This window comes from Nonomuraea sp. NPDC001699 (assembly GCF_053596455.1).
Genome location: NZ_JBSFGF010000006.1, coordinates 223,463 through 242,377, shown reverse-complemented (window position 1 = coordinate 242,377; position 18,915 = coordinate 223,463). Strand labels below are relative to the sequence as shown.

Sequence of the window (18,915 nt, the reverse complement as noted above, 5' to 3'; positions counted from 1 at the left end):
TCCGTGGCTCGATCAGTGGCTGTGGTTGCCGTGCCCGCCGGGCGTCGCCGGCGCGGCGGACGTGGCGGCCGCCGGCCCGGCGGCGAGGGTGAAGTCGGCGGTGCGGACCTCGCCCTCGTGCTGGAAGTCCAGGAACAGGCGGTAGTCGCCGCCGCTCGGCACCTGGGCGTAGAAGACGATCTCGGGGCCGGGCTTCGTCCTGCCGTCGCCGGGCTCGCCGTCGGGGTGGACGTGCAGGTAGGCGAGGTCGCGGGCGCGGAGGGCCACCAGGTGGCCGAAGGCGCCGAGGTAGGGCTGCAGGTCGGTGACCGGCTTGCCGTCCTTGCTGACCTTGAGGGTGAGCTTGCTCGCCTGGCCCGGCGTCAGGTCGCCTTCGAGGGTGACGTCATAGCCGTCGACCTTGGACGTACGGCTCGCCGCCGGCAGCGGCTTGGGCGCGTAGTCGCCTCCCACGGCCAGGTCGGCGCCCAGCGTCAGGGGCTCGCCGCCGGTCGGCGCGAAGTCGGCGAAGGCGCGGTAGCCGCCCGCCTCGGGGAAGGTGACCTTGACCGACCAGACCCCGTCGGCCGCCATCTCCGGATGGACGTGCTGGAAACTGCCCAGGTCGCGGGAGACCACGATGAAGTGCAGCTTCTTGTCGTGCTGGACCTGGTAGTCGGTGACCGCCCGGCCGTCGGGGCCGGTCACGGAGAAGCTGAAGTCGGTGGCCTCACCGGGCTTGATCGTCGCGGTGAGCGGGTTGAGGGTGTAACCGTTCTCTGACACTTGGAGCCCCCCGGGGGTATCGTTCGTCGTCTGCTGGGCTGCGTGCTGGTCGTGACCCGCGCTCTCCGCGGTGTCCGCCATGGCGCTGTGGGCGGTGGCGGGTGCGGCCCCGACCGGCCCCACGGCCTTGCCGGCGCCCAGGGCGCCGCCGAAGACGACGGCCAGCCCCAGGGCGTAGGAGCCGAGCTTGGCTGCGGTGTTCACGACTGATTCGCCACTTCGTACCCGGCCTCCTCGACGGCGGCGACGATGTGCGCCGCGTCGATCGGGCTGTCACTCTCGACGGTCAGCAGGCCGGAGGCCAGGTCGACCTGGACGCCGGTCACCCCGGCCACCTCGCCGACCTCCTCCTTGACCGAGCTGACGCAGTGGCCGCAGGTCATGCCCTTGACGGTGTAGGTGGTGGTGCTCATATCGGTCTCTCCTTCAATCCGGTCAGGAACGAACAAGTCTGGCGATGGCGTCGGAGGCTTCCTTGACCTTCGCGTCGGCCTCGGGACCGCCCTTCAGGGTGGCCTCGGCGACGCAATGGGCCAGGTGCTCCTCAAGCAGCGACAGGGAGAACGACTTCAGGGCGCTGGTCGCGGCCGACACCTGGGTCAGGATGTCGATGCAGTACTTGTCGTCCTCGACCATCCGCTGCAGGCCGCGGACCTGCCCTTCGATCCGGCGCAACCGCATCCCTTGGTCCTGCTTGTTACTGCGTCCAGCCATGTCCAGCCCTCCCTCGGCTCGTTGCCGTTGAGAACACTATACCCCCCTATGGTATCCAGAAGGCAAGGGGCTCCGACGTGCTGATTCGCGGCAGAGGTGTTCGAGCAGCCCTGAAACGCAGCGGCGCCCGGCCGATGAACCGGCCGGGCGCCGCAGGTCGGACGCGGGATTCAGGAACCGGGTCGCAGCGAGTTCCGGTACGGCGGCATGAACCTGAGCCGCGGCATCTGGTCGGCCAGCACCCCGCCGTCCACGACCAGGGTGGAGCCGGTGACGTAGCGGGCCGCCTCCGAAGCCAGGTAGGCGACCGCGCCGGCCACGTCGTCCGGCTGGCCGTACCCGCCCCGCAGCGGGATGCGCTCCTCCCACGCCGCCTCGAAGGCCTCGCGGTCGAAGGGGAAGTCGCCGTCGATCGGGGTGGCGATCATGCCGGGCGCGACGGCGTTGACGGTGATGCCGTGGGCTCCCAGCTCGGCGGCGAGCGAACGGGTGATCAGTTCCAGGGCGCCCTTGGAGGCGTTGTAGTGGGCCAGGCCGGCTTCGGCCATGAGGCCGTTCTTGGAGGAGACGGAGACGATCCGGCCCCGCACGCCGTCGGCGATCATGTGCTCGGCCACCCGCTGGGACAGGAAGAACGGCGCGTCGCAGTTGACCCGCATGACGGCCTGCCAGCCGGCCACGGTGATCTCGTTGAAGTGCTCAAGGCGAGCCACCCCGGCGTTGTTGACCAGGACGTGGATCGGCCCGTGGTCGCGCCGGACCTCGTCGGCGAGCCCGGCCAGGCCCTCGGTGTCGGCCAGGTCGAAGCCGTACGCGCAGCCCGCGCCCGGCCGGTCGACGGTGACCACCCGGTAGCCGTCGGCCGTCAGGCGCGCGGCGATGGCCTGGCCGAGGCCCCTGGCGGCCCCGGTGACCACGGCCAGTTCGGTCATGACAGCCCCAGCAGGTCGAGCGACGGGCGGTGGATGAGCTTCTCGATCTCCTCACGGTCCAGGGGCGGCAGCCCGGGGATGCCGGGGACCGCGCCGACGGCCCGCAGCCCCTCCACCGAGGCGTCCACCGTGGTGAAGGGGTAGTCGCTGCCGAACAGGAGCTTGGCCCACACGCCGTAGTCCTGGGCCAGGCGCAGGCTGTGCCAGAGCTGGAAGGGCCGGTAGTGCAGGGCCGAGACGTCGGCGTAGACGTGGCGGTGCTTGCGGATCACCGCGATGCACTCGCCCTCGTACGGGTGGCCGAGGTGGGCCAGGACCATGCGCAGCTCCGGATGCCTGATGGCGACCTCGTCCAGGTGCACCGGCAGGGCGTACCGCAGGGGGGCGGCCGAGACGAACGTGGTCCCGGTGTGCACGAGCAGCGGCAGGCCGTGGCGGGCGGCGTAGGCGTACAGGTCGTCCAGCTCGGGGGCGGCCGGGTCGAAGCCGGCGTACATCGGCATGAGCTTGATGCCGCGCAGCCCCAGGTCGCGGTGGCCGTGCTCCAGCTCGTCGCGCCAGCCGGGCTGGGTGGGGTCCAGCGACAGGTAGCCGATGAGCCGGTCGGGGTGCTCGGCCGCGTAGGCGGCCACGGCGGCGTCGTCCACCCACAGGCCCGAGCGCCTGGCCTTGCCGCCCACCACCACGGTACGGGTGCCGGGGGGCGAGGTGGCGGCGTAGTCCGCCCAGCGCACGGTCAGGTCGACGTGACCGCCGTGCGCGCGGGCGGACTCGGCCGCGAACGGGTCGCCGACGTCGTCCGGGCAGGTGAACAGATGGGAGTGGACGTCAACGATCACGCTTCTCCCAGCCCTCCTTGAACATGTTCCAGAACCGGTGGGAGGGCGGGTGCTCGGCGAAGACCTCGTCGGCCAGCTCGACGCCGAGCCCCGGCCGCTCCGGCAGCCCGATGTGGCCGTCGACCACGGGCAGGGCGCCCTTCAGCGCGTCGAAGACGTACGGCTCCAGCATGCCGTCGAACGTCTCCAGGACGAGCAGGTTGGGCATGCCGAGCACGGCGTGCACGGAGGCCGTGGTGCACAGCGGGGAGTTGGAGTTGTGCGGGGCGACCAGCATGGCGTGCACGTCGGCCTGCGCGGCGAGCTTCCTGATCTCGGTGAACCCGCCGGCCATCGACAGGTCGGGCTGGATGATGTCGACCGCGCCGGTGGCGAACAGCCGGGCGTACTCGTAGCGGTTGTGGAAGTGCTCGCCGCCGGAGATGGGCATGGCGGCGCGGGCGCGCAGTTCGGCGTAGCGCTCGATGTGCGTCCAGGGCAGCGGCTCCTCGAACCAGCCGAGGTCGAACGGCTCCAGCTCGCGCACCAGCCGGACGGCGGTCGGCATCGCGAAGCGGGCGTGCCCCTCGACGAAGAGGTCGAGGTCCGGCACGGCCTCGCGGACGGCCGCGACGATGTCGACCGAGAGCCGCAGCTCGGCCCGGGACAGCTCGCCCAGCCCGGCCCCGAACGGGTCGAACTTCAGCCCGGTGTAGCCGCGGGCGGCGACCTCCTTGGCCTTGGCCGCGAACACCTGCGGGTCGCGCTCGCCGGTGTACCAGCCGTTGGCGTAGACGCGCACCGAGTCGCGGCAGGCGCCGCCGGTCAGCCGGTAGGCGGGCACGCCCAGCGCCTTGCCCATGATGTCGTAGAGCGCCTGGTCGACGCCGGAGACGACGATGCCGCCGACGTCGCCGCCGCGCAGGAAGTCGCCCTGGTACATCCGCAGCCAGATCTCCTCGACGTCGAAGGGATCGGCGCCGATCAGGTGGCGCTGCGCCATGGCCTCGGTCAGCGAGCAGGTCTCCCGGCCCCGGTAGGGGTGGGTGATCTCGCCGATGCCGCTCAGACCTTCGTCGGTGTGGACGCGCACGTAGGAGAAGTCGCGCCAGGCGGTGCCGAGCGAGAGGGTCTCGACGCGGCTGATCCGGCCGGCGGGCCCGACCGGGCGCTTGGTGTCAACGGTGAGCATCGGCTCCGCCCATCGTGCTGGCGTCGGTGAGGTCGAGCACGTCGCCGCGGGCCAGGGTGGCCGCGACGGCGGCCGCTTCGAGCAGGTGGTCGACGTCGGCGTCGGTGTGGGCGTAGGAGACGTGGCTGCGCTTGAGGTTCAGCGGCAGCTCGAAGATGCCGTGCTCCAGCAGGCGGCGGCGGTACCCGATGAACATGTTGGCATCATTGCGCAGCAGGTCGTCGTAGGTGCGGGCGGGTCCGGTCATGAAATATCCGACGAAGACCGAGCCGTAACCGCTGACCAGCGCCGGGAGGTCCAGCGAGGCGAAGACCTCGGCCAGCCCGGTCCTGATCCGCTCGCCGAGTCGGAAGACGTGCTCGTGCACCGGCTCCTCGCGCAGCTTGCGCAGCGTGGCCAGGGCGGCCGCCACGACGGCCGGGTGGCCGTTGTAGGTGCCGGCGAAGAAGGCGGGGCCGCCGGGCCGCGAGCTGAACAGCTCCATGAGATCGGCGCGGCCTCCGAGCGCGCCCACCGGGTAGCCGTTCGCGATCGCCTTGCCCATGGTGGTGAGGTCGGGGGTGATGCCGGAGATCGCCTGCCAGCCGCCCAGGTGGTGACGGAAGCCGGTGATGACCTCGTCGAAGATCAGCACGCTCCCCGCCCTGGTGCACTCGGCGCGCAGCGTCTGGAGGAACTCCTGCTCGGGCAGCAGGCAGCCGACGTTGTGCGGCACCGGCTCCAGGATGACGGCGGCGATGTCGTCGCCGTGCTCGGCGAACGCCCGGCGGACGGCCTCCGCGTCGTTGAACGGCAGGACCAGCGTGGCCTGGAGCACCTCGGGCAGGATGCCGGTCGAGATCGGGTCGTGCGTGCCGACCTTCTCCGGCGTGGAGATCACGTTGAGGCTGACCGCGTCGTGCCAGCCGTGGTAGCAACCCTGGAACTTCACCACGAGCCGGCGGCCGGTCGCGGCCCTTGCCACGCGCAGGGCGTGGAAGGTGGCCTCGCTGCCGGTGCTGGTCAGGAGCACCTTCTCCACGCTCGGCACGAGTTCGGCCAGCGTCTCGGCCAGCTCGACCTCACCCGTGGTGACGCCGACGCCGCACAGGTCGACCGTACGGCCGGCCTCGGCGACGGCCGCGCCGACGTCGGGGTCGTTGTGGCCGAGCAGCGGCGGGCCGAAGGCGGCGTGGTAGTCGACGAACTCCCGTCCTTGCGAGTCGCGGAAGCGGGCGCCGGCGGCATGGGTGATCACCAGGTCGGTGAGCCCGGGAATGCTGCGCTGCCCGCTGTTCACGCCGCCGGGGATGACCTGGCGTGCGCGCTCGGCTAGGTGCTTCAAATCTCTCTCCTCTGACGCGCTTCCCGGCCCGGCCCGGCCTGGGGAGCGCTGGTCATCCGCCACAAATTCCGAACAGTGTTTGGCAATACCGAACAGACGAGGGAGATTGAAACACGAAGATGGGTGGGGGTCAACGATGAATTCCGCTAAGCTGTTCGGCTGTGACGAACACTGCTGCTGAGGAATCGCGATATTGGGTCCGCAGCGTCGCCCGCGCCGCCGAGGTGCTGGAGGTCCTGTCCCGTGTGGGGCCGGGCGGCGGCATGAGCGTGACCGAGATCGCCGCGGCCTGCGGGCTGAGCAAGAGCGCCGCCTTCGCCACGCTCTACACGCTGCGCGGCTACAGCCTGGTCGCCGACGACGGCGAGGGCATGAACCGCCGCTACCGGCTGGGCATGGCGCTGGCCAGGCTGGGGGCCAGGGCCCAGGCACAGCTCTCGCTGCGCGACGTGGCGCGGCCGGCGCTGGTCGAGCTCACCGAGCGGACCGCGATGAACTCCCGGCTCGCCGTGCCCGAGGCCGGGCAGGCGGTCGTCGTCGACCAGGTGAGCAACGGCGAGCGCATCCAGGTCGACCTGCGGATGGGCACCAGGGAGCTGCCCCACTGCACCGGGCTGGGCAAGGCGCTGCTGGCCGAGATGAGCGACGAGGAGGTCGCCAAGGTCGTCGGCCACGTCGGCCTGCCGCGCCGGACCGGCCACACGATCACCGAGCTGCCGCTGCTGCTGGCCCACCTGAAGACCGTCAGGGAGCTCGGCTACGCGGTCGACGACGAGGAGGACGCCGACGGGATCTTCTGCATCGGCAGCGCGCTGCGCGACCACACCGGCGCCTGCGTGGGCGCGATCAGCATCACCTCGCTCAAGCGCGACCTGCCCGCCTGGCGCTACCAGGAGCTCGGCCGGGAGGTGCGGGAGACCGCGGCGATGATCTCCCAGCAGCTCGGGCATCCCGCGTGACGGCTTGACAGATCCGCCACCACTGTCTAGCGTCCTCGCCAATCGTTTCGGGCGAAGATCCGACTCCGAGCGCCGCGGCCCCGGCGCCGGACGTCCTGGGCCGCAGCGCCGCCGCCTGCCCGCCTTCGCACGCCCGGCCTTCCCATCACCCCGTTCCCGAAGGCCTCCCCCCATGAACCATGTAAGCGACGTCGCACGCCTGCTCGCGCTCGACGCCTCCCGACTCGCCGACGGCACGCTGCTGCGTGTCGCGGGCTACCATCGCGCCGGTGACGGCGGCGGCAAGCTCGTCCGCTGGGACGCGGCCTCCACCGCGCCCGCCAACGGCGGCACGGTCCTCGGCTCCGCGCCGAAGGGCCGCTGGATCCAGCTCCACGACGGCCGCCTCGACTTCCGGGCGTTCGGCGTCCTCGACCCCAAGTCGCCCGCGGACGCCGCGCTGGAGGCCATGGTCAACGACCCGGCCGTCTCCAGGATCGAGGCCCACACCGACCTCAACTTCGTCAAGCGCCACACCTTCCGGCGCTCGGACGTCGTGCTCGACTTCGGCGGCCACACCATGACCACCGAGGGCATCGAGAAGAACAGTCACGACAACCCCTTCGGCGCGGTCCTGTTCTTCCAGGGCGAGCGAACCCGGACCACCGTCACCGGCACGCTCACGGCCACGATCCCCGACCTGGCCGACGTCTTCGAGGTCGACTCCCGCTCGTTCCGGGTCGGCCAGTGGTGGGCCGTGGAGGTCGACGCGCTGGCGGGCACGTACGAGCGCGAGCTCCAGCGCCTGGTCCAGGTCACCCAGATCGTCGACGACCGGCACGTCCGGGTGAACTACAAGAACGGCTGGGAGCTGGCGGCCGGCCGTACGCTGACCTGGACGCTGGTCAACCCGGTCGAGCGCGTCGACGTGCGCGGCCTGCGCTTCGTGGCCGCGCCCGGCGGCGACGAGTACACCGGCTCGCACCCGATCGCCTACGAGTACGCCGTCCACTGCGACGTCGAGGACGTCCACGCCACCGGCAGCTTCTGGCCGGTGATCATGCGGCGCTGGTGCACCCACTTCCGCACCCGGCGCTGCAGCCTGAAGAACCCCCCGACCGTCATGTACGGCGGCGCGGGCTACCTGACCCAGCAGATCTACTGCCTGTACGGCCACGTCGCCGACTGCACCACCTCCAACGTCCGCCACCTCAACGACTTCACCGCCAGCGCCTACTGCACGGTCGAGAACTGCCACGGCGACGGCGACGACGAGGGCGGCAACCCCTTCACCACCCACGGCCAGTACGAGCACGACCTGGTCTTCACCGGCAACTCCGGCCTCATGGACATCGCCAACAGCGGCGCCCTGTGGGGCACCAGCGCCAAGCGCATCACCGTGCGCAAGCACCTGTGCTCGTGGTTCGTGGCCGGAACGAAGATCACCGACCTGACGCTGGAGGACGTGCGGGTGATCCCCCGCTCGACGTTCGACCCGGCGGGAACGCTCCAGGTGAACGCCGACGGCCTGCACATGCGCGGCTGCTCGGCCAGAACCGTCGCGATCGGCCAGCGCTCCAACCGCTCCGGCCGCCCCAACGTCATCGAGGGCTGCTCCTTCGACCTGCCCAAGGACCAGGTGCTGGTCCAGACGCCGGTGAGCAACGCGCTGCACTTCAAGGAGTGCGTCATCACCGGGCTCGACGGCGCCACGCTGCGCGGCTCCGGTCCCCTGCGCCTCACCGGGTGCGTCCTGAGCGGCAAGGGCCAGGTCTCGCTGGGCTCGTCCGACGTCGTGATCAGCGGCGGCCGGGTCGACGGCGTGCGGATCGAACTGAGCGCCGTACGCGACCAGCGGCTGCGCCTGGAGGGGGTCACGCTGGACGGCGCCGTCCTCGGCCGTGCCGCCGGTCCGGGCGTCCTGACCTGGGACCTGGCCGCCTGCACGGCCGACGCCACCCGCGTCGAGCTGACCGGCGGCGACAACCGCTTCCGCGCCGCCGGCTCCCGCTTCACCGGCGGCCGCCTCGACCTGACCGCCGCCACCGTCCTGGTGCACACCGGCTGCACCGAGGAGGGCGTCGAGCGCGCCTTCCCGCCCGCCGGCCCCCGCGTCCTCATCGCCGACACCCTCGCACTGTAAGGAACCACCCATGGAACGTCGTGACATCCTGCGCGTCACCGGTTTAGCGGCTGTCGGCACCGTCCTGGCGGCCAGGCCCGCGCTCGCCGAGCCGGACAAGAAGCCCAAGGACGAGGTGCAGGCGGTCGGCACCGTCGCCGAGCTGCTCGCCTTCGAGGCCGCCAAGCTGGCGGACGGCACACTGGCGCAGGTCGCGGGCTACCTCAAGCCGGGCGACGGCGGCGGCAAGCTCGTGCGCTGGGACGCGGCCTCCACGGCCGCCGCCAACGGCGGCACCGTGCTCGGCTCCGCGCCGAAGGGCCGCTGGATCCAGCTCCACGACGGCTGCCTCGACTTCCGGGCCTTCGGCGTCTTCGACGACAGGACGCCCGCGGACGCCGCCCTGGAGGCCATGGTCAACGACCCCGCCGTCTCCAGGATCGAGGCCCACAGCGACCTCAACTTCGTCAAGCGGCACAAGTTCCAGCGCTCCGGCCTGGTGCTGGACTTCGGCGGTCACACGATGCGCACCGTGGGCATCGAGAAGGCCGGCCAGGACGACCCGTTCGCGGCGGTCATGTTCTTCCGCGGCAAGGTCACCTCGACCACGGTCACCCACAAGCTGGGCGCCGCGGTGCCCGACCTGTCGGACGTCTTCGAGGTCGCCGACTCCGCCGCCTTCAAGGTCGGGCAGTGGTGGAGCGCCGAGGTCAACGCGCTGTCCGGCCGCTGGGAGCGCGAGCTGCAGAAGCTGGTCGAGATCACCCAGATCGTCGACGGCACGCACGTCCGGGTGAACTACAAGAACGGCTGGGAGCTGGCCGCCGGCCGGACGATCACCTGGACGCTCGTCGAGCCGGTCGAGCGCGTGCACGTGCGCAACCTGCGCTTCGAGGGCGTCGCGGACGGCGACCAGTACACCGGCTCGCACCCGCTGGCCTACGAGTACGCCGTCCACTGCGACGTCGAGGGCCTCCACGGCACGGGCACGTTCTGGCCGCTGATCATGCGGCGCTGGGCCACCCACTTCCGCACCGAGCGCTGCACCCTGAAGAACCCCGCCAGCGTCACCTGGGGCGGCGCGGGCTACCTGACCCAGCAGATCTACTGCCTGTACGGCCACGTCCGCGACTGCCACACGGCCAACGCCCGCCACCTGAACGACTTCACCGCCAGCGCCTACTGCTACGTGGAGAACTGCCACGGCGACGGCGACGACCAGGGGCCGTTCGTCACCCACGGCCAGTACGAGCACGACCTGACCTACACCGGCAACTCCGGCCTGATGACCTTCGCCAACTCCGGCGCGGCCTGGGGCTCGGCGGCCAAGCGCATCACCGTGCGCAAGCACGTCTGCTCGTGGTTCGTGGCCCGGGTGAAGATCACCGACCTGACGCTGGAGGACCTCCAGGTCATCGGCAAGCCGTCGCTGGAGGGCTCGGGCATGATCTGGGTCAACGCCGACGGCGTGCAGATGCGCGGCTGCTCGGCCAGCCACACGCTGATCGTCTCGCAGCAGTCGAAGTTGTCGCGCCGTCCCAACCTGATCGAGGGCTGCGTCTTCACCGTCCCGGCCAAGAGCGAGATCGTCCAGGCGAACGTGACCGCGCCGGTGCACGTCAGCCGCACCACGTTCCACGGCCTGAACGGCAACGCCTTCAACGGCGCCGACCTGCGCCTGTCCGGCTCCACGCTGAACGGCGCCGAGGGCGCGGCCCCGCTGGTCCTCGCCGGGTCGGTGTCGCTGACCGGCTGCACGGTCAAGAACGTGGGCCTGGCCGCCGCCGGCAAGGCCGACCAGCGCGTCCGCCTCGACGGCGGCACCGAGCTGGCCGAGGCCGGGCTGTCGCGGGTGGACGGCGCCGGGCTGGTCTCCTGGCAGCTCGCCGGGGTCCGGAGCCAGAACGCCGGAGCCCACGTCCAGCTCGACTCCGGCAGGAACCGTTACACGGCGACCGGCTGCCAGTTCGGCGGCGGCCGTCTGTCGATCAAGGCCTTCGAGGTGGTCCAGCACACGGGCAACGTCGAGGAGGGCGTCGCCAGGGAGCTGCCGGCCGACGGGCCGAAGGTCCTTACCTCGGGAAATCTGGTGATTTAGGTGCGTAAAGTAACGCTGGCCGTCGCGGGGGCGGGCAACCGGGGCCAGACCTACGCCTCCTGGATCGCCGCCCACCCCGACCGGGCGGAGCTGGTCGCCGTGGCCGACCCCGACCCCGTCCGCCGGGCCAGGCTGGCCGGGCCCGGGGTGCGCGAGTTCGGCGACTGGCGCGAGCTGCTGCGCGAGCGGGTGGCCGACGCCGTCGTCCTGTCCACCCAGGACCGCCTGCACGTCGAGCCCGCCATCGCCCTGGCGCGGGCGGGCTACGCGCTGCTCCTGGAGAAGCCCATGGCGCCGACCGAGCAGGAGTGCCGCGAGATCGTGTCGGCCGTCGCCGGGACGGGCGTGCTGCTCGCCGTCTGCCACGTGCTGCGCTACACGCCCTACACCGCGCTGGTGAAGGAGACCGTGGACAGCGGGGTGCTCGGCGAGGTCATGAGCGTCGAGCACCTGGAGCCGGTCGGCTGGTGGCACCAGGCGCACTCCTACGTGCGCGGCCCCTGGCGCAGCGAGCGCCTGGCCAGCCCGATGCTGCTGGCCAAGTCCTCCCACGACCTGGACTGGCTGGCCTACGTCACCGGGCTCAGGATCGAGAAGGTCGCCAGTTTCGGCTCGCTCGGCCACTTCAGGCCCGAGCGGCGACCGGCGCAGGCCGCCGACCGCTGCCTCGACTGCGTCCTGGAGCCCGGGTGCCCGTACTCGGCGCCGCGGCTGTACCTGAACCGCGGCTACGACTGGCCGACCAGCATCCTGGGCGAGAACGAGGAGCAGGTCATGGACGCCCTGCGCACCGGCCCGTACGGCAGGTGCGTGTACGCCTGCGACAACGACGTGGTCGACCACCAGGTGCTCGCCATGGAGCTGACCGGCGGGGCGACCGCGACGTTCACCATGACCGCCTTCACCGAGCAGACCCACCGCCAGACGAAGATCTTCGGCACCCACGGGCGGCTGATCGGCGACGGCGAGTCGGTCGAGGTGCTCGACTTCCGCGACGGCCGCAGCACCCGTCGCGACGTCACCGAGACCGGCTCGAACGCCGGCGACGGCCACGGCGGCGGGGACGACGGCGTGATGGACGCCTTCGTCACCGCGCTGGCCACCGGCGACCCCGCACACGTGCGCTCGGGCCCCACCGAGTCGCTCCACAGCCACCTCGCGGTCTTCGCCGCCGAGAAGGCCCGGCACAGCGGCACGGTCGTCACCGTGCCGGCATCCTAGGAAGGAACGATCATGCGACTGCGCGCGCTGGCCGCCGCTGCGGCCGCCCTCGGCACCCTGACCGCCTGCGGCGGCGGCTCCGGAGGCGACGAGAAGCAGACCGTGACCATGTGGATCTACCCGAACATCGCCGACCAGGCCAAGCACCAGGCGTTCTGGGACGAGCAGACCAAGGCGTTCGAGGCGGCCAACCCGAACATCGACGTCAAGGTCGAGATCTACCCGTGGGCCAAGCGCGACGAGGCGCTGTCCACGGCGATCGCCGGCAACAAGGCGCCCGACGTGGTCTACCTCATCCCCGACCAGCTCCCCAAGTACGGCAGGACGCTGGAGCCGGTGGACGCCTACCTCGCCGACAAGGCCGACTACCGGGACAACGCCCTGAAGTCGGTCACCATCGACGGCAAGGTCATGGGCGCGCCGATCCTCATGTCGGCCAACCCGCTGGTCTGCAACCAGAAGGCCTTCGACGCCGCCGGGATCACCGAGTTCCCCAAGACCTGGAACGACGTGCTCACCCTGGCCCCGAAGTTCAAGGCCAAGGACGTGGACGTCACCAACTACTGGGCCGACCCCGCCGCCACCCTCAACCAGTCGTTCTACCCGCTGCTGTGGCAGGCGGGCGGCGACGTGTTCAGCCCCGACGGCAAGTCGGCGGCCTTCGGCGGCCCCGAGGGCGTCAAGGCGCTGACGTTCCTGAAGAACCTGGCCGACGGCGGCTTCGTGGAGAAGGACCTGCTGACCGGGCTGCCCAAGTTCGAGCAGACCAGGACCGCGCAGAACAAGGTGGCCTGCACCTGGCAGCAGCTCCCCGCCGACGTCGAGTCGTTCTGGGGCAAGGAGAACATCAAGGTGCTGCCGCCGCTGACCGACGCCAAGCAGGTCGCCTACGGCACCGTCGGCTCGCTGTCCCTGCTCAAGGCCTCCGACAACAAGGAGGCGGCGGGCAAGTGGATCGGCTTCGCCACCGGCGCGGCCCCGAGCAAGGCCTACGACCTGGCCTCCGGCTACTTCTCGCCGCGCAAGTCCACCGGCTCGCTGTACGCGGACGACCCGGTGCAGGCCGAGGTGGAGAAGGCGCTCGACCTGACCACGGCCGGGCCGCTGCACGAGAAGGCGCGTGACGTGATGGGCGTCCTGGCTCCCGAGATCCAGGCCGCGCTGATCGGCAAGAAGACGCCCGAGCAGGCGCTCGCCGACGCGGCCAAGGCCGCGGACGCGCTGCTGGGTGGCTGATGGCGGCGATCGACGTCAGGCGGTGGGAGGCGCGGACCGGACTGCTGTTCGTCCTGCCGTGCCTCCTGCTCTTCCTGCTGTTCCGGTTCGGCCCGTCCGTCGCCGGGGTGCTGCTGGGGTTCTTCGACTCCTCCATCGGCGCCAGCCCGGAGTGGACCGGCGTGGACAACTACCGGCGGATGGCCGCCGACCCCGTCTTCTGGGAGTCGCTGCGCATCACGCTGATCTACACGATCCTGTACGTGCCGGCGTCGATGGCGGCCTCGGTGGGCATGGCGCTGCTGGTGCGCCGCGCCTTCCGCGGGGCCGCGTTCTTCCGCTCGGTCTTCTTCCTGCCCGTCGTCACCAGCCTGGTCCTGGCCGGGACGGTCTTCACCTGGCTGTTCTCCTCCGAGGGGCCGATCACCAAGCTCACCGGGCAGTCCTGGCTGGCCTCCACCACGCTGGTCATCCCGGCGCTGGTGATCGTCTCGGTCTGGTCCAGGTTCGGGTACGGCATGCTGATCGTCCTGGCCCGGCTCCAGGACCTGCCGCGGGAGCTGGAGGAGGCCGCGCTCACCGACGGCGCCTCCACCTGGCAGCGGTTCCGCTACATCGTGGCCCCGCAGCTGCGCCCCGCGCTGTTCTTCGTCGCCGTCATCGAGACGACCAACTCCTTCCAGGTGTTCGACCTGGTCTACGTGATGACCGGCGGCGGCCCGGCGCACGGCAGCTTCACGCTGGTCATGGCCCTGTACGAGCAGGCGTTCAAGAACTTCGACTTCGGCTACGCCAGCGCCATCGGCGTCGCGCTGTTCGTCATGACCCTCGTGGTCGCGCTGATCCAGCGCCTGATCATCGGGAGGTCGAAGTGACGAAGTATCGCTCGTACAAGGCGCTGGAGCCGACGAGGGGCGGGAAGGTCGTCAGGTTCGTCCTGCTGGCCGTCGCCACGCCGGTCACGCTGTTCCCCTTCTACGCGATGGTCGTGCTGTCGCTGAAGCCGGGCACGGCCGTGACGTTCCCGGAGAGCATGCTGCCCTGGCCGGTCGACTTCGGCGCCTACGGCGAGGTGCTGGGCGGGCGCGACCTGGTCACCTGGACGGTCAACACGCTGATCTACTCCGTGGTCAGCGTGGTGGCCGTGCTCCTGCTGGCCTCGCTGGCCGGGTACGCCTTCGCCAAGAAACGGTTCCCCGGCCGCGAGCCCATGTTCTGGTCGTTCCTGGCCATGGTCATGGTGCCCTACCACGTGACGCTCATCCCGACCTTCATGCTCATCGCCGAGCTGGGCGGGGTGGACACCTACTGGGGGCTGATCCTGCCGACGCTCGCCAACGCGCAGGCGGTCTTCCTCATGCGGCAGTTCATCATGGGCCTGCCGGACGAGCTGTTCGAGGCGGCCCGGCTCGACGGCGCCTCCGAGTGGCGGATCTTCATCAGGATCGTCCTGCCGCTGTGCAAGCCGATCCTGGCCACGCTGGGCGTCTTCGTCTTCCTGTGGCACTGGAACGACCTGCTCTGGCCGCTCATCATCGGCGGCGGCGCCGACATGCGCACCCTGACCGTGGGCATCGCCTCCCTGCAGACGGAGAACGTGCCGCTCAGCGTGGTGCTGGCCGGGGCCACGGTCGCGTTTGTACCGATCTTCGCCGCCTACCTGGTCGGCCAGCGTTATTTCACCGAAGGAGTCACGATGTCGGGGATCAAGGGCTGATGTTCACCTCCGTCGACGAACTGGAAGAGCGCCTCACGCGGCCGTCCGAGTCGCTCGTGGCCGACCTCGCCGCCGGCTCCGGCGACCTGGTCGTGCTGGGCGCCGGGGGCAAGATGGGGCCCACGTTGTGCCGCCTGGCCCGGCGCGGCCTGGACGCCGCCGGGCGCGGCGCCGACCGCGTCTTCGCCGTCTCCCGCTGGTCCGACCGCGCGGCCGCCGGCGCCCTCGCCGCGCACGGCGTGGACGTCGTCCCCTTCGACCTGCTCGACGGCGATCTGGGCACGCTGCCCGACGCCGGGGACGTGGTCTTCATGGTCGGGGCGAAGTTCGGCACGTCGGCCGCGCCATACCTCGCCTGGGTCGTCAACGCGGCCCTGCCCGCCCGCGTCGCCGACAGGTACGGCCACGCGCGCGTCGCCGCGTTGTCCACGGGCAACGTCTACCCGCTGGTGCCCGTCTCGTCGGGCGGCAGCGCCGAGGGCGACCCGGTCGGGCCGGTGGGCGAGTACGCGATGAGCTGCCTCGGACGCGAGCGCATCTTCGAGCACGCGGCCGCCACCCGCGGCACGGCCGTGACGCTCGTCCGCCTCAACTACGCGGTGGACCTGCGGTACGGCGTGCTCGCCGACATCGGGCAGCGGGTGCTGTCCGGCGCCCCGGTGGACGTGACGACCGGCCACGTCAACGTGGTCTGGCAGGGCTACGCCAACGAGGTCGTGCTGCGCTCGCTCGCCCACGCCACGTCGGGCACGCCGTTCACGCTGAACCTGACCGGGCCCGAGACCGCCTCGGTGCGCCGGGTGGCCGCCGCCTTCGGCGCGCGCCTGGGCACGCCGGTGTCCTTCGAGGGGTCCGAGGCCGCGACGGCGCTGCTGAACGACGCCACCCTCTGTCACCGGCTCTTCGGCTACCCGGACGTCCCGCTGGGCACGCTCGTCGACTGGCAGGCCGCCTGGCTGTCCGCCGGGCTGCCGACGTCGGGCAAACCCACCAAGTTCGCCGTACGAGACGGGAGATTCTGATGCTCACGCCGAATGCCGCGCTGTCGCGCCTGCGGGCGGGGACCGTCATCCCCGCGCACCCGCTCGCGCTGACCGCGGACCGGACGCTGGACGAGCGCCGCCAGGCCGCCCTCAGCCGGTACTACCTGGCGGCGGGCGCCGGCGGCCTGGCCGTGGGCGTGCACACGACCCAGTTCGAGATCCGCCGGGCCGGGCTGCTGGAGCCGGTCCTCCGCCTGGCCGCCGACGTGAGCCGGGAGTCCGCCCGGCGGTCTTCCGGGGAGCCGCCGGTGCTCGTCGCCGGGGCGTGCGGCCCGACCGCGCAGGCGGTGGCCGAGGCCGAGCTGGCCGCCTCCCTCGGGTACGACGCCGTGCTGCTGTCGCCGGTCGTGCCGGGCGCCTCCGAGGGCGACCTGCTGGCGCGGGCCGCGGCCGTGGGCGAGGTGCTGCCGGTCGTCGGCTTCTACCTGCAGACGGCCATCGGCGGGCCGGTGCTGTCGCGCGGCTTCTGGCGGGCGCTGGCCGACCAGCCGTCCACGGTCGCGGTGAAGGTGGCGGCGTTCGACCGCTACCGCTCGCTGGACGTGGCGCACGGGGTGGCCGCCTCCGACCGGGCCGACCAGGTCGCGCTGTACACGGGCAACGACGACCACATCATCGGCGACCTGCTGGCCGAGCTGCCCGGCGGGGCGCGCTTCGTCGGCGGGCTGCTCGGCCAGTGGGCGGTGTGGACCCGGGCGGCGGTGGAGATGGCCGAGGGCCTGCGCGACGACCCGGCGCCGTGGTGGGGCCGGGCCACGGCGCTCACCGACGCCAACGCCGCCGTCTTCGACGCCGCCAACGCCTTCGCCGGGTGCATCGCGGGCGTGCACGAGGTGCTGCGCAGGCAGGGTTTGCTGGCGGGCACCTGGTGCCTCGACCCCGCCGAGGGCCTGTCCCCCGGCCAGGCCGAGGAGCTGACCCGCGTCAGCGCCGCCTACCCGTGGCTGACCGACGACGACTTCGTGGCGGAACACCGCGATGCCTGGCTCTCCTGACTCCCCCGTGCGCGTCCTGGTCAGCGTCCCGCCGGGGTTGCGTGCGCAGTTCTTCCCCGATCCCGCCGCCCTGACCGCCCTGGGGGACGTGCGGCTGATCGACGACCACCGCGCGCTGCCCGAGGCGCTGCCCGGCACCGAGGTGCTGGTGACGTCGTGGGGGGTGCCGCCGCTCACCGCCGAGCTGCTCGACCGGGCGCCTGGGCTGCGCCTGGTCGCGCACACCGGGGCGACGGTCAAGCCGTTCGTCACCGGCGAGCTGTGGGCGCGCGGCGTCCGGGTGACGCAGGCGGGCGCGGGCATGGCGCGGTCGGTCGCGGAGGTGGCGCTGACCTTCACGCTGGCGCTGCTGCACCAGGTGCACCGCTTCGACCACGCCCTGCGCGGCGGCCTGCCGTGGGAGGAGGCCGAGCGGGCGCCGGCCAGGCGGGAGATCCTCGGCTGCCCGATCGGCGTCATCGGCGCCTCCAGGACCGGCCGCGCCTACCTCGACCTGGTCCGCGCGCTCGGCGCCGAGGTCACCGTGGCCGACCCGTACCACGAGGGCGCCGTCGAGCTGGACGAGCTGCTGTCCACCAGCCGGATCGTCGCCGTGCACGCCCCGGCGCTGCCGGAGACGCGCCACCTGCTCGGGGCGCGGGAGCTGGCGCTGATGCCCGACGGCGCCGGGCTGGTCAACACCGCCCGGTCGTGGCTGGTCGACGAGGCCGCCCTGCTGGCCGAGCTGCGCACGGGACGGCTGGACGCGGCGATCGACGTCTTCGACGAGGAGCCGCTGCCGGTCGGGCACCCCTTCCGCGGGCTGCCGAACGTGCTGCTCACCCCGCACCAGGCGGCCGGCACCGACTCGGGCCGGGCCCGCCAGGGCAGGCTGGTGGTCGAGGAGATCGCCCGGTACGCCGGCGGCGTCCCGCTGGAGCACGAGGTGACGCCGGAGCACCTGGGGAGGATGGGGTGACGCCGCTGCGCACCGCCCGTCCCGGCGACCGCGAGGCGCTCCACGCGCTGTGGGCCGCCTGCTTCGACGCCCCGCACGTGGTGCCCCTGTACGAGACCGACCCCGGCCGGTACGGCAGGACGTTCGTGACCGGCGACGTGTCGGCGTGCGTGTACTACCTGCCGCGCCGGGTCCACGACGGCCTGGGCGGCGAGGTGCTGGTGGGCGGGGTGGCCAACGTCGCCGCCCATCCGTCGGTGCGCGGCCGGGGGCACGTCCGGCGGCTGCTGGCGATGGCTACCGAGGCGATGGCGGCCGACGGCTGCGCCTGGTCGCTGCTGTTCACCGGCACGCCCGGGGTCTACAAGGAGTGGTCCGTCTTCGAGCTGCGGACCGTGTCCGGCCCGCTGCGCCGGCCCGCCGCGGGCGGGCGGAGGTTGCGCGGGCTCGCCGCGGGTGACGCGACCCTCCTGCGTGAGCTGTACGACCGGCACAACGCGCGGCGTCCGCTGACCGCCGTGCGGGACGAGGCGCACTGGCGCGACCGGCTGCCGATCTGGTACGGCGACCCGGTCGAGCTGCTGGCCGGGGACGCCGGGTACGCCGCCGTCCGATGGGAGGGCGGCGTGCTCGACGTGCTGGAGGTCGCCGGGGACGTGCCCGAGGTGCTCTCCGCCCTGGCCGCCGAGGCGGAAGCCAGGGGCGTCGGCACCGGCAGGGCCAGGCTGACCTGGGACGACCCGGCCCTGCCGCACCTGTTCGCGAGCGTCGTCCCGGAGCGGGACCGCACGGGGATGGCCCGCGCGGTCCTGGGCGACCCGGCGCCCGTGGTCGGCGCGGCGAACGCCGCCCACTGGCCGGCCGACTACTTCTGACAGCCGGGG

At 72.0% G+C, this 18,915-nt stretch carries 18 protein-coding genes; 11 read left to right on the top strand and 7 right to left on the bottom strand.

Features of this window, described 5'->3' with window-relative positions; all coding sequences use genetic code 11:
- Positions 1-12 precede the first annotated feature (12 nt).
- The 7 genes from ACWCSU_RS20415 to ACWCSU_RS20385 all read right to left on the bottom strand — a co-directional run bounded on the left by ACWCSU_RS20415 (position 13) and on the right by ACWCSU_RS20385 (position 5,745).
- Positions 13-969 (bottom strand): hypothetical protein, encoded by a 957-nt coding sequence (locus tag ACWCSU_RS20415; protein WP_449936695.1) that lies wholly within the window; start codon positions 967-969, stop codon positions 13-15.
- On the bottom strand, positions 966-1,178 hold the full coding sequence (locus ACWCSU_RS20410; protein WP_364091978.1) for a heavy-metal-associated domain-containing protein: 213 nt from the start codon (positions 1,176-1,178) through the stop codon (positions 966-968). Before ACWCSU_RS20410 ends, ACWCSU_RS20415 begins: the two co-directional genes overlap by 4 nt.
- 22 nt (positions 1,179-1,200) lie before the next feature.
- Positions 1,201-1,479, bottom strand: coding sequence for a metal-sensitive transcriptional regulator (locus ACWCSU_RS20405; protein ID WP_357700530.1), 279 nt, complete (start codon positions 1,477-1,479; stop codon positions 1,201-1,203).
- A gap of 170 nt (positions 1,480-1,649) precedes the next feature.
- Positions 1,650-2,411 carry an SDR family NAD(P)-dependent oxidoreductase gene (locus ACWCSU_RS20400; protein ID WP_397040916.1) on the bottom strand — a complete coding sequence of 254 codons (762 nt, stop codon included), beginning with the start codon at positions 2,409-2,411 and terminating at the stop codon, positions 1,650-1,652.
- On the bottom strand, positions 2,408-3,250 hold the full coding sequence (locus ACWCSU_RS20395; protein WP_449936694.1) for an amidohydrolase family protein: 843 nt from the start codon (positions 3,248-3,250) through the stop codon (positions 2,408-2,410). Before ACWCSU_RS20395 ends, ACWCSU_RS20400 begins: the two co-directional genes overlap by 4 nt.
- Complete coding sequence (locus ACWCSU_RS20390; protein WP_364100916.1) at positions 3,240-4,421, bottom strand: mandelate racemase/muconate lactonizing enzyme family protein; 1,182 nt, start codon at positions 4,419-4,421, stop codon at positions 3,240-3,242. Before ACWCSU_RS20390 ends, ACWCSU_RS20395 begins: the two co-directional genes overlap by 11 nt.
- Positions 4,408-5,745, bottom strand: a complete 1,338-nt coding sequence (locus ACWCSU_RS20385) for an aspartate aminotransferase family protein (RefSeq protein ID WP_449936693.1) — start codon at positions 5,743-5,745, stop codon at positions 4,408-4,410. The genes ACWCSU_RS20390 and ACWCSU_RS20385 overlap by 14 nt, the downstream gene beginning before the upstream one ends.
- 161 nt (positions 5,746-5,906) lie before the next feature.
- Between ACWCSU_RS20385 and ACWCSU_RS20380 the strand changes: the two genes are divergently transcribed.
- From ACWCSU_RS20380 to ACWCSU_RS20330, 11 genes are all read left to right on the top strand, one after another.
- Positions 5,907-6,704 (top strand): IclR family transcriptional regulator, encoded by a 798-nt coding sequence (locus ACWCSU_RS20380; protein WP_357700520.1) that lies wholly within the window; start codon positions 5,907-5,909, stop codon positions 6,702-6,704.
- Between the two features lie 172 nt (positions 6,705-6,876).
- Entirely contained in the window at positions 6,877-8,826 is a 1,950-nt protein-coding gene (locus tag ACWCSU_RS20375; RefSeq protein ID WP_449936692.1) for a hypothetical protein, read from the top strand.
- 10 nt (positions 8,827-8,836) lie between these two features.
- The gene (locus ACWCSU_RS20370) at positions 8,837-10,903 is read left to right on the top strand and encodes a hypothetical protein (RefSeq protein WP_357700516.1); all 2,067 of its coding nucleotides are present in this window, start codon (positions 8,837-8,839) and stop codon (positions 10,901-10,903) included.
- Entirely contained in the window at positions 10,904-12,124 is a 1,221-nt protein-coding gene (locus ACWCSU_RS20365) for a Gfo/Idh/MocA family protein (protein WP_449936690.1), read from the top strand.
- A gap of 12 nt (positions 12,125-12,136) precedes the next feature.
- Positions 12,137-13,360 (top strand): ABC transporter substrate-binding protein, encoded by a 1,224-nt coding sequence (locus tag ACWCSU_RS20360; RefSeq protein WP_449936688.1) that lies wholly within the window; start codon positions 12,137-12,139, stop codon positions 13,358-13,360.
- Positions 13,360-14,214: a carbohydrate ABC transporter permease gene (locus ACWCSU_RS20355; RefSeq protein ID WP_357700510.1), complete on the top strand. Its 855-nt coding sequence runs from the start codon at positions 13,360-13,362 to the stop codon at positions 14,212-14,214. Before ACWCSU_RS20360 ends, ACWCSU_RS20355 begins: the two co-directional genes overlap by 1 nt.
- The gene (locus tag ACWCSU_RS20350) at positions 14,211-15,056 is read left to right on the top strand and encodes a carbohydrate ABC transporter permease (protein ID WP_357700508.1); all 846 of its coding nucleotides are present in this window, start codon (positions 14,211-14,213) and stop codon (positions 15,054-15,056) included. The genes ACWCSU_RS20355 and ACWCSU_RS20350 overlap by 4 nt, the downstream gene beginning before the upstream one ends.
- A complete protein-coding gene (locus tag ACWCSU_RS20345) occupies positions 15,056-16,078 on the top strand; it encodes an NAD-dependent epimerase/dehydratase family protein (protein ID WP_357700506.1) in 1,023 nt (340 codons plus the stop codon). Before ACWCSU_RS20350 ends, ACWCSU_RS20345 begins: the two co-directional genes overlap by 1 nt.
- Complete coding sequence (locus ACWCSU_RS20340) at positions 16,078-17,094, top strand: dihydrodipicolinate synthase family protein (protein ID WP_449936686.1); 1,017 nt, start codon at positions 16,078-16,080, stop codon at positions 17,092-17,094. Before ACWCSU_RS20345 ends, ACWCSU_RS20340 begins: the two co-directional genes overlap by 1 nt.
- Positions 17,078-18,052 (top strand): hydroxyacid dehydrogenase, encoded by a 975-nt coding sequence (locus ACWCSU_RS20335; protein ID WP_364100893.1) that lies wholly within the window; start codon positions 17,078-17,080, stop codon positions 18,050-18,052. Before ACWCSU_RS20340 ends, ACWCSU_RS20335 begins: the two co-directional genes overlap by 17 nt.
- Positions 18,049-18,906, top strand: coding sequence for a GNAT family N-acetyltransferase (locus tag ACWCSU_RS20330; protein ID WP_449936684.1), 858 nt, complete (start codon positions 18,049-18,051; stop codon positions 18,904-18,906). The genes ACWCSU_RS20335 and ACWCSU_RS20330 overlap by 4 nt, the downstream gene beginning before the upstream one ends.
- Positions 18,907-18,915 lie beyond the last annotated feature (9 nt).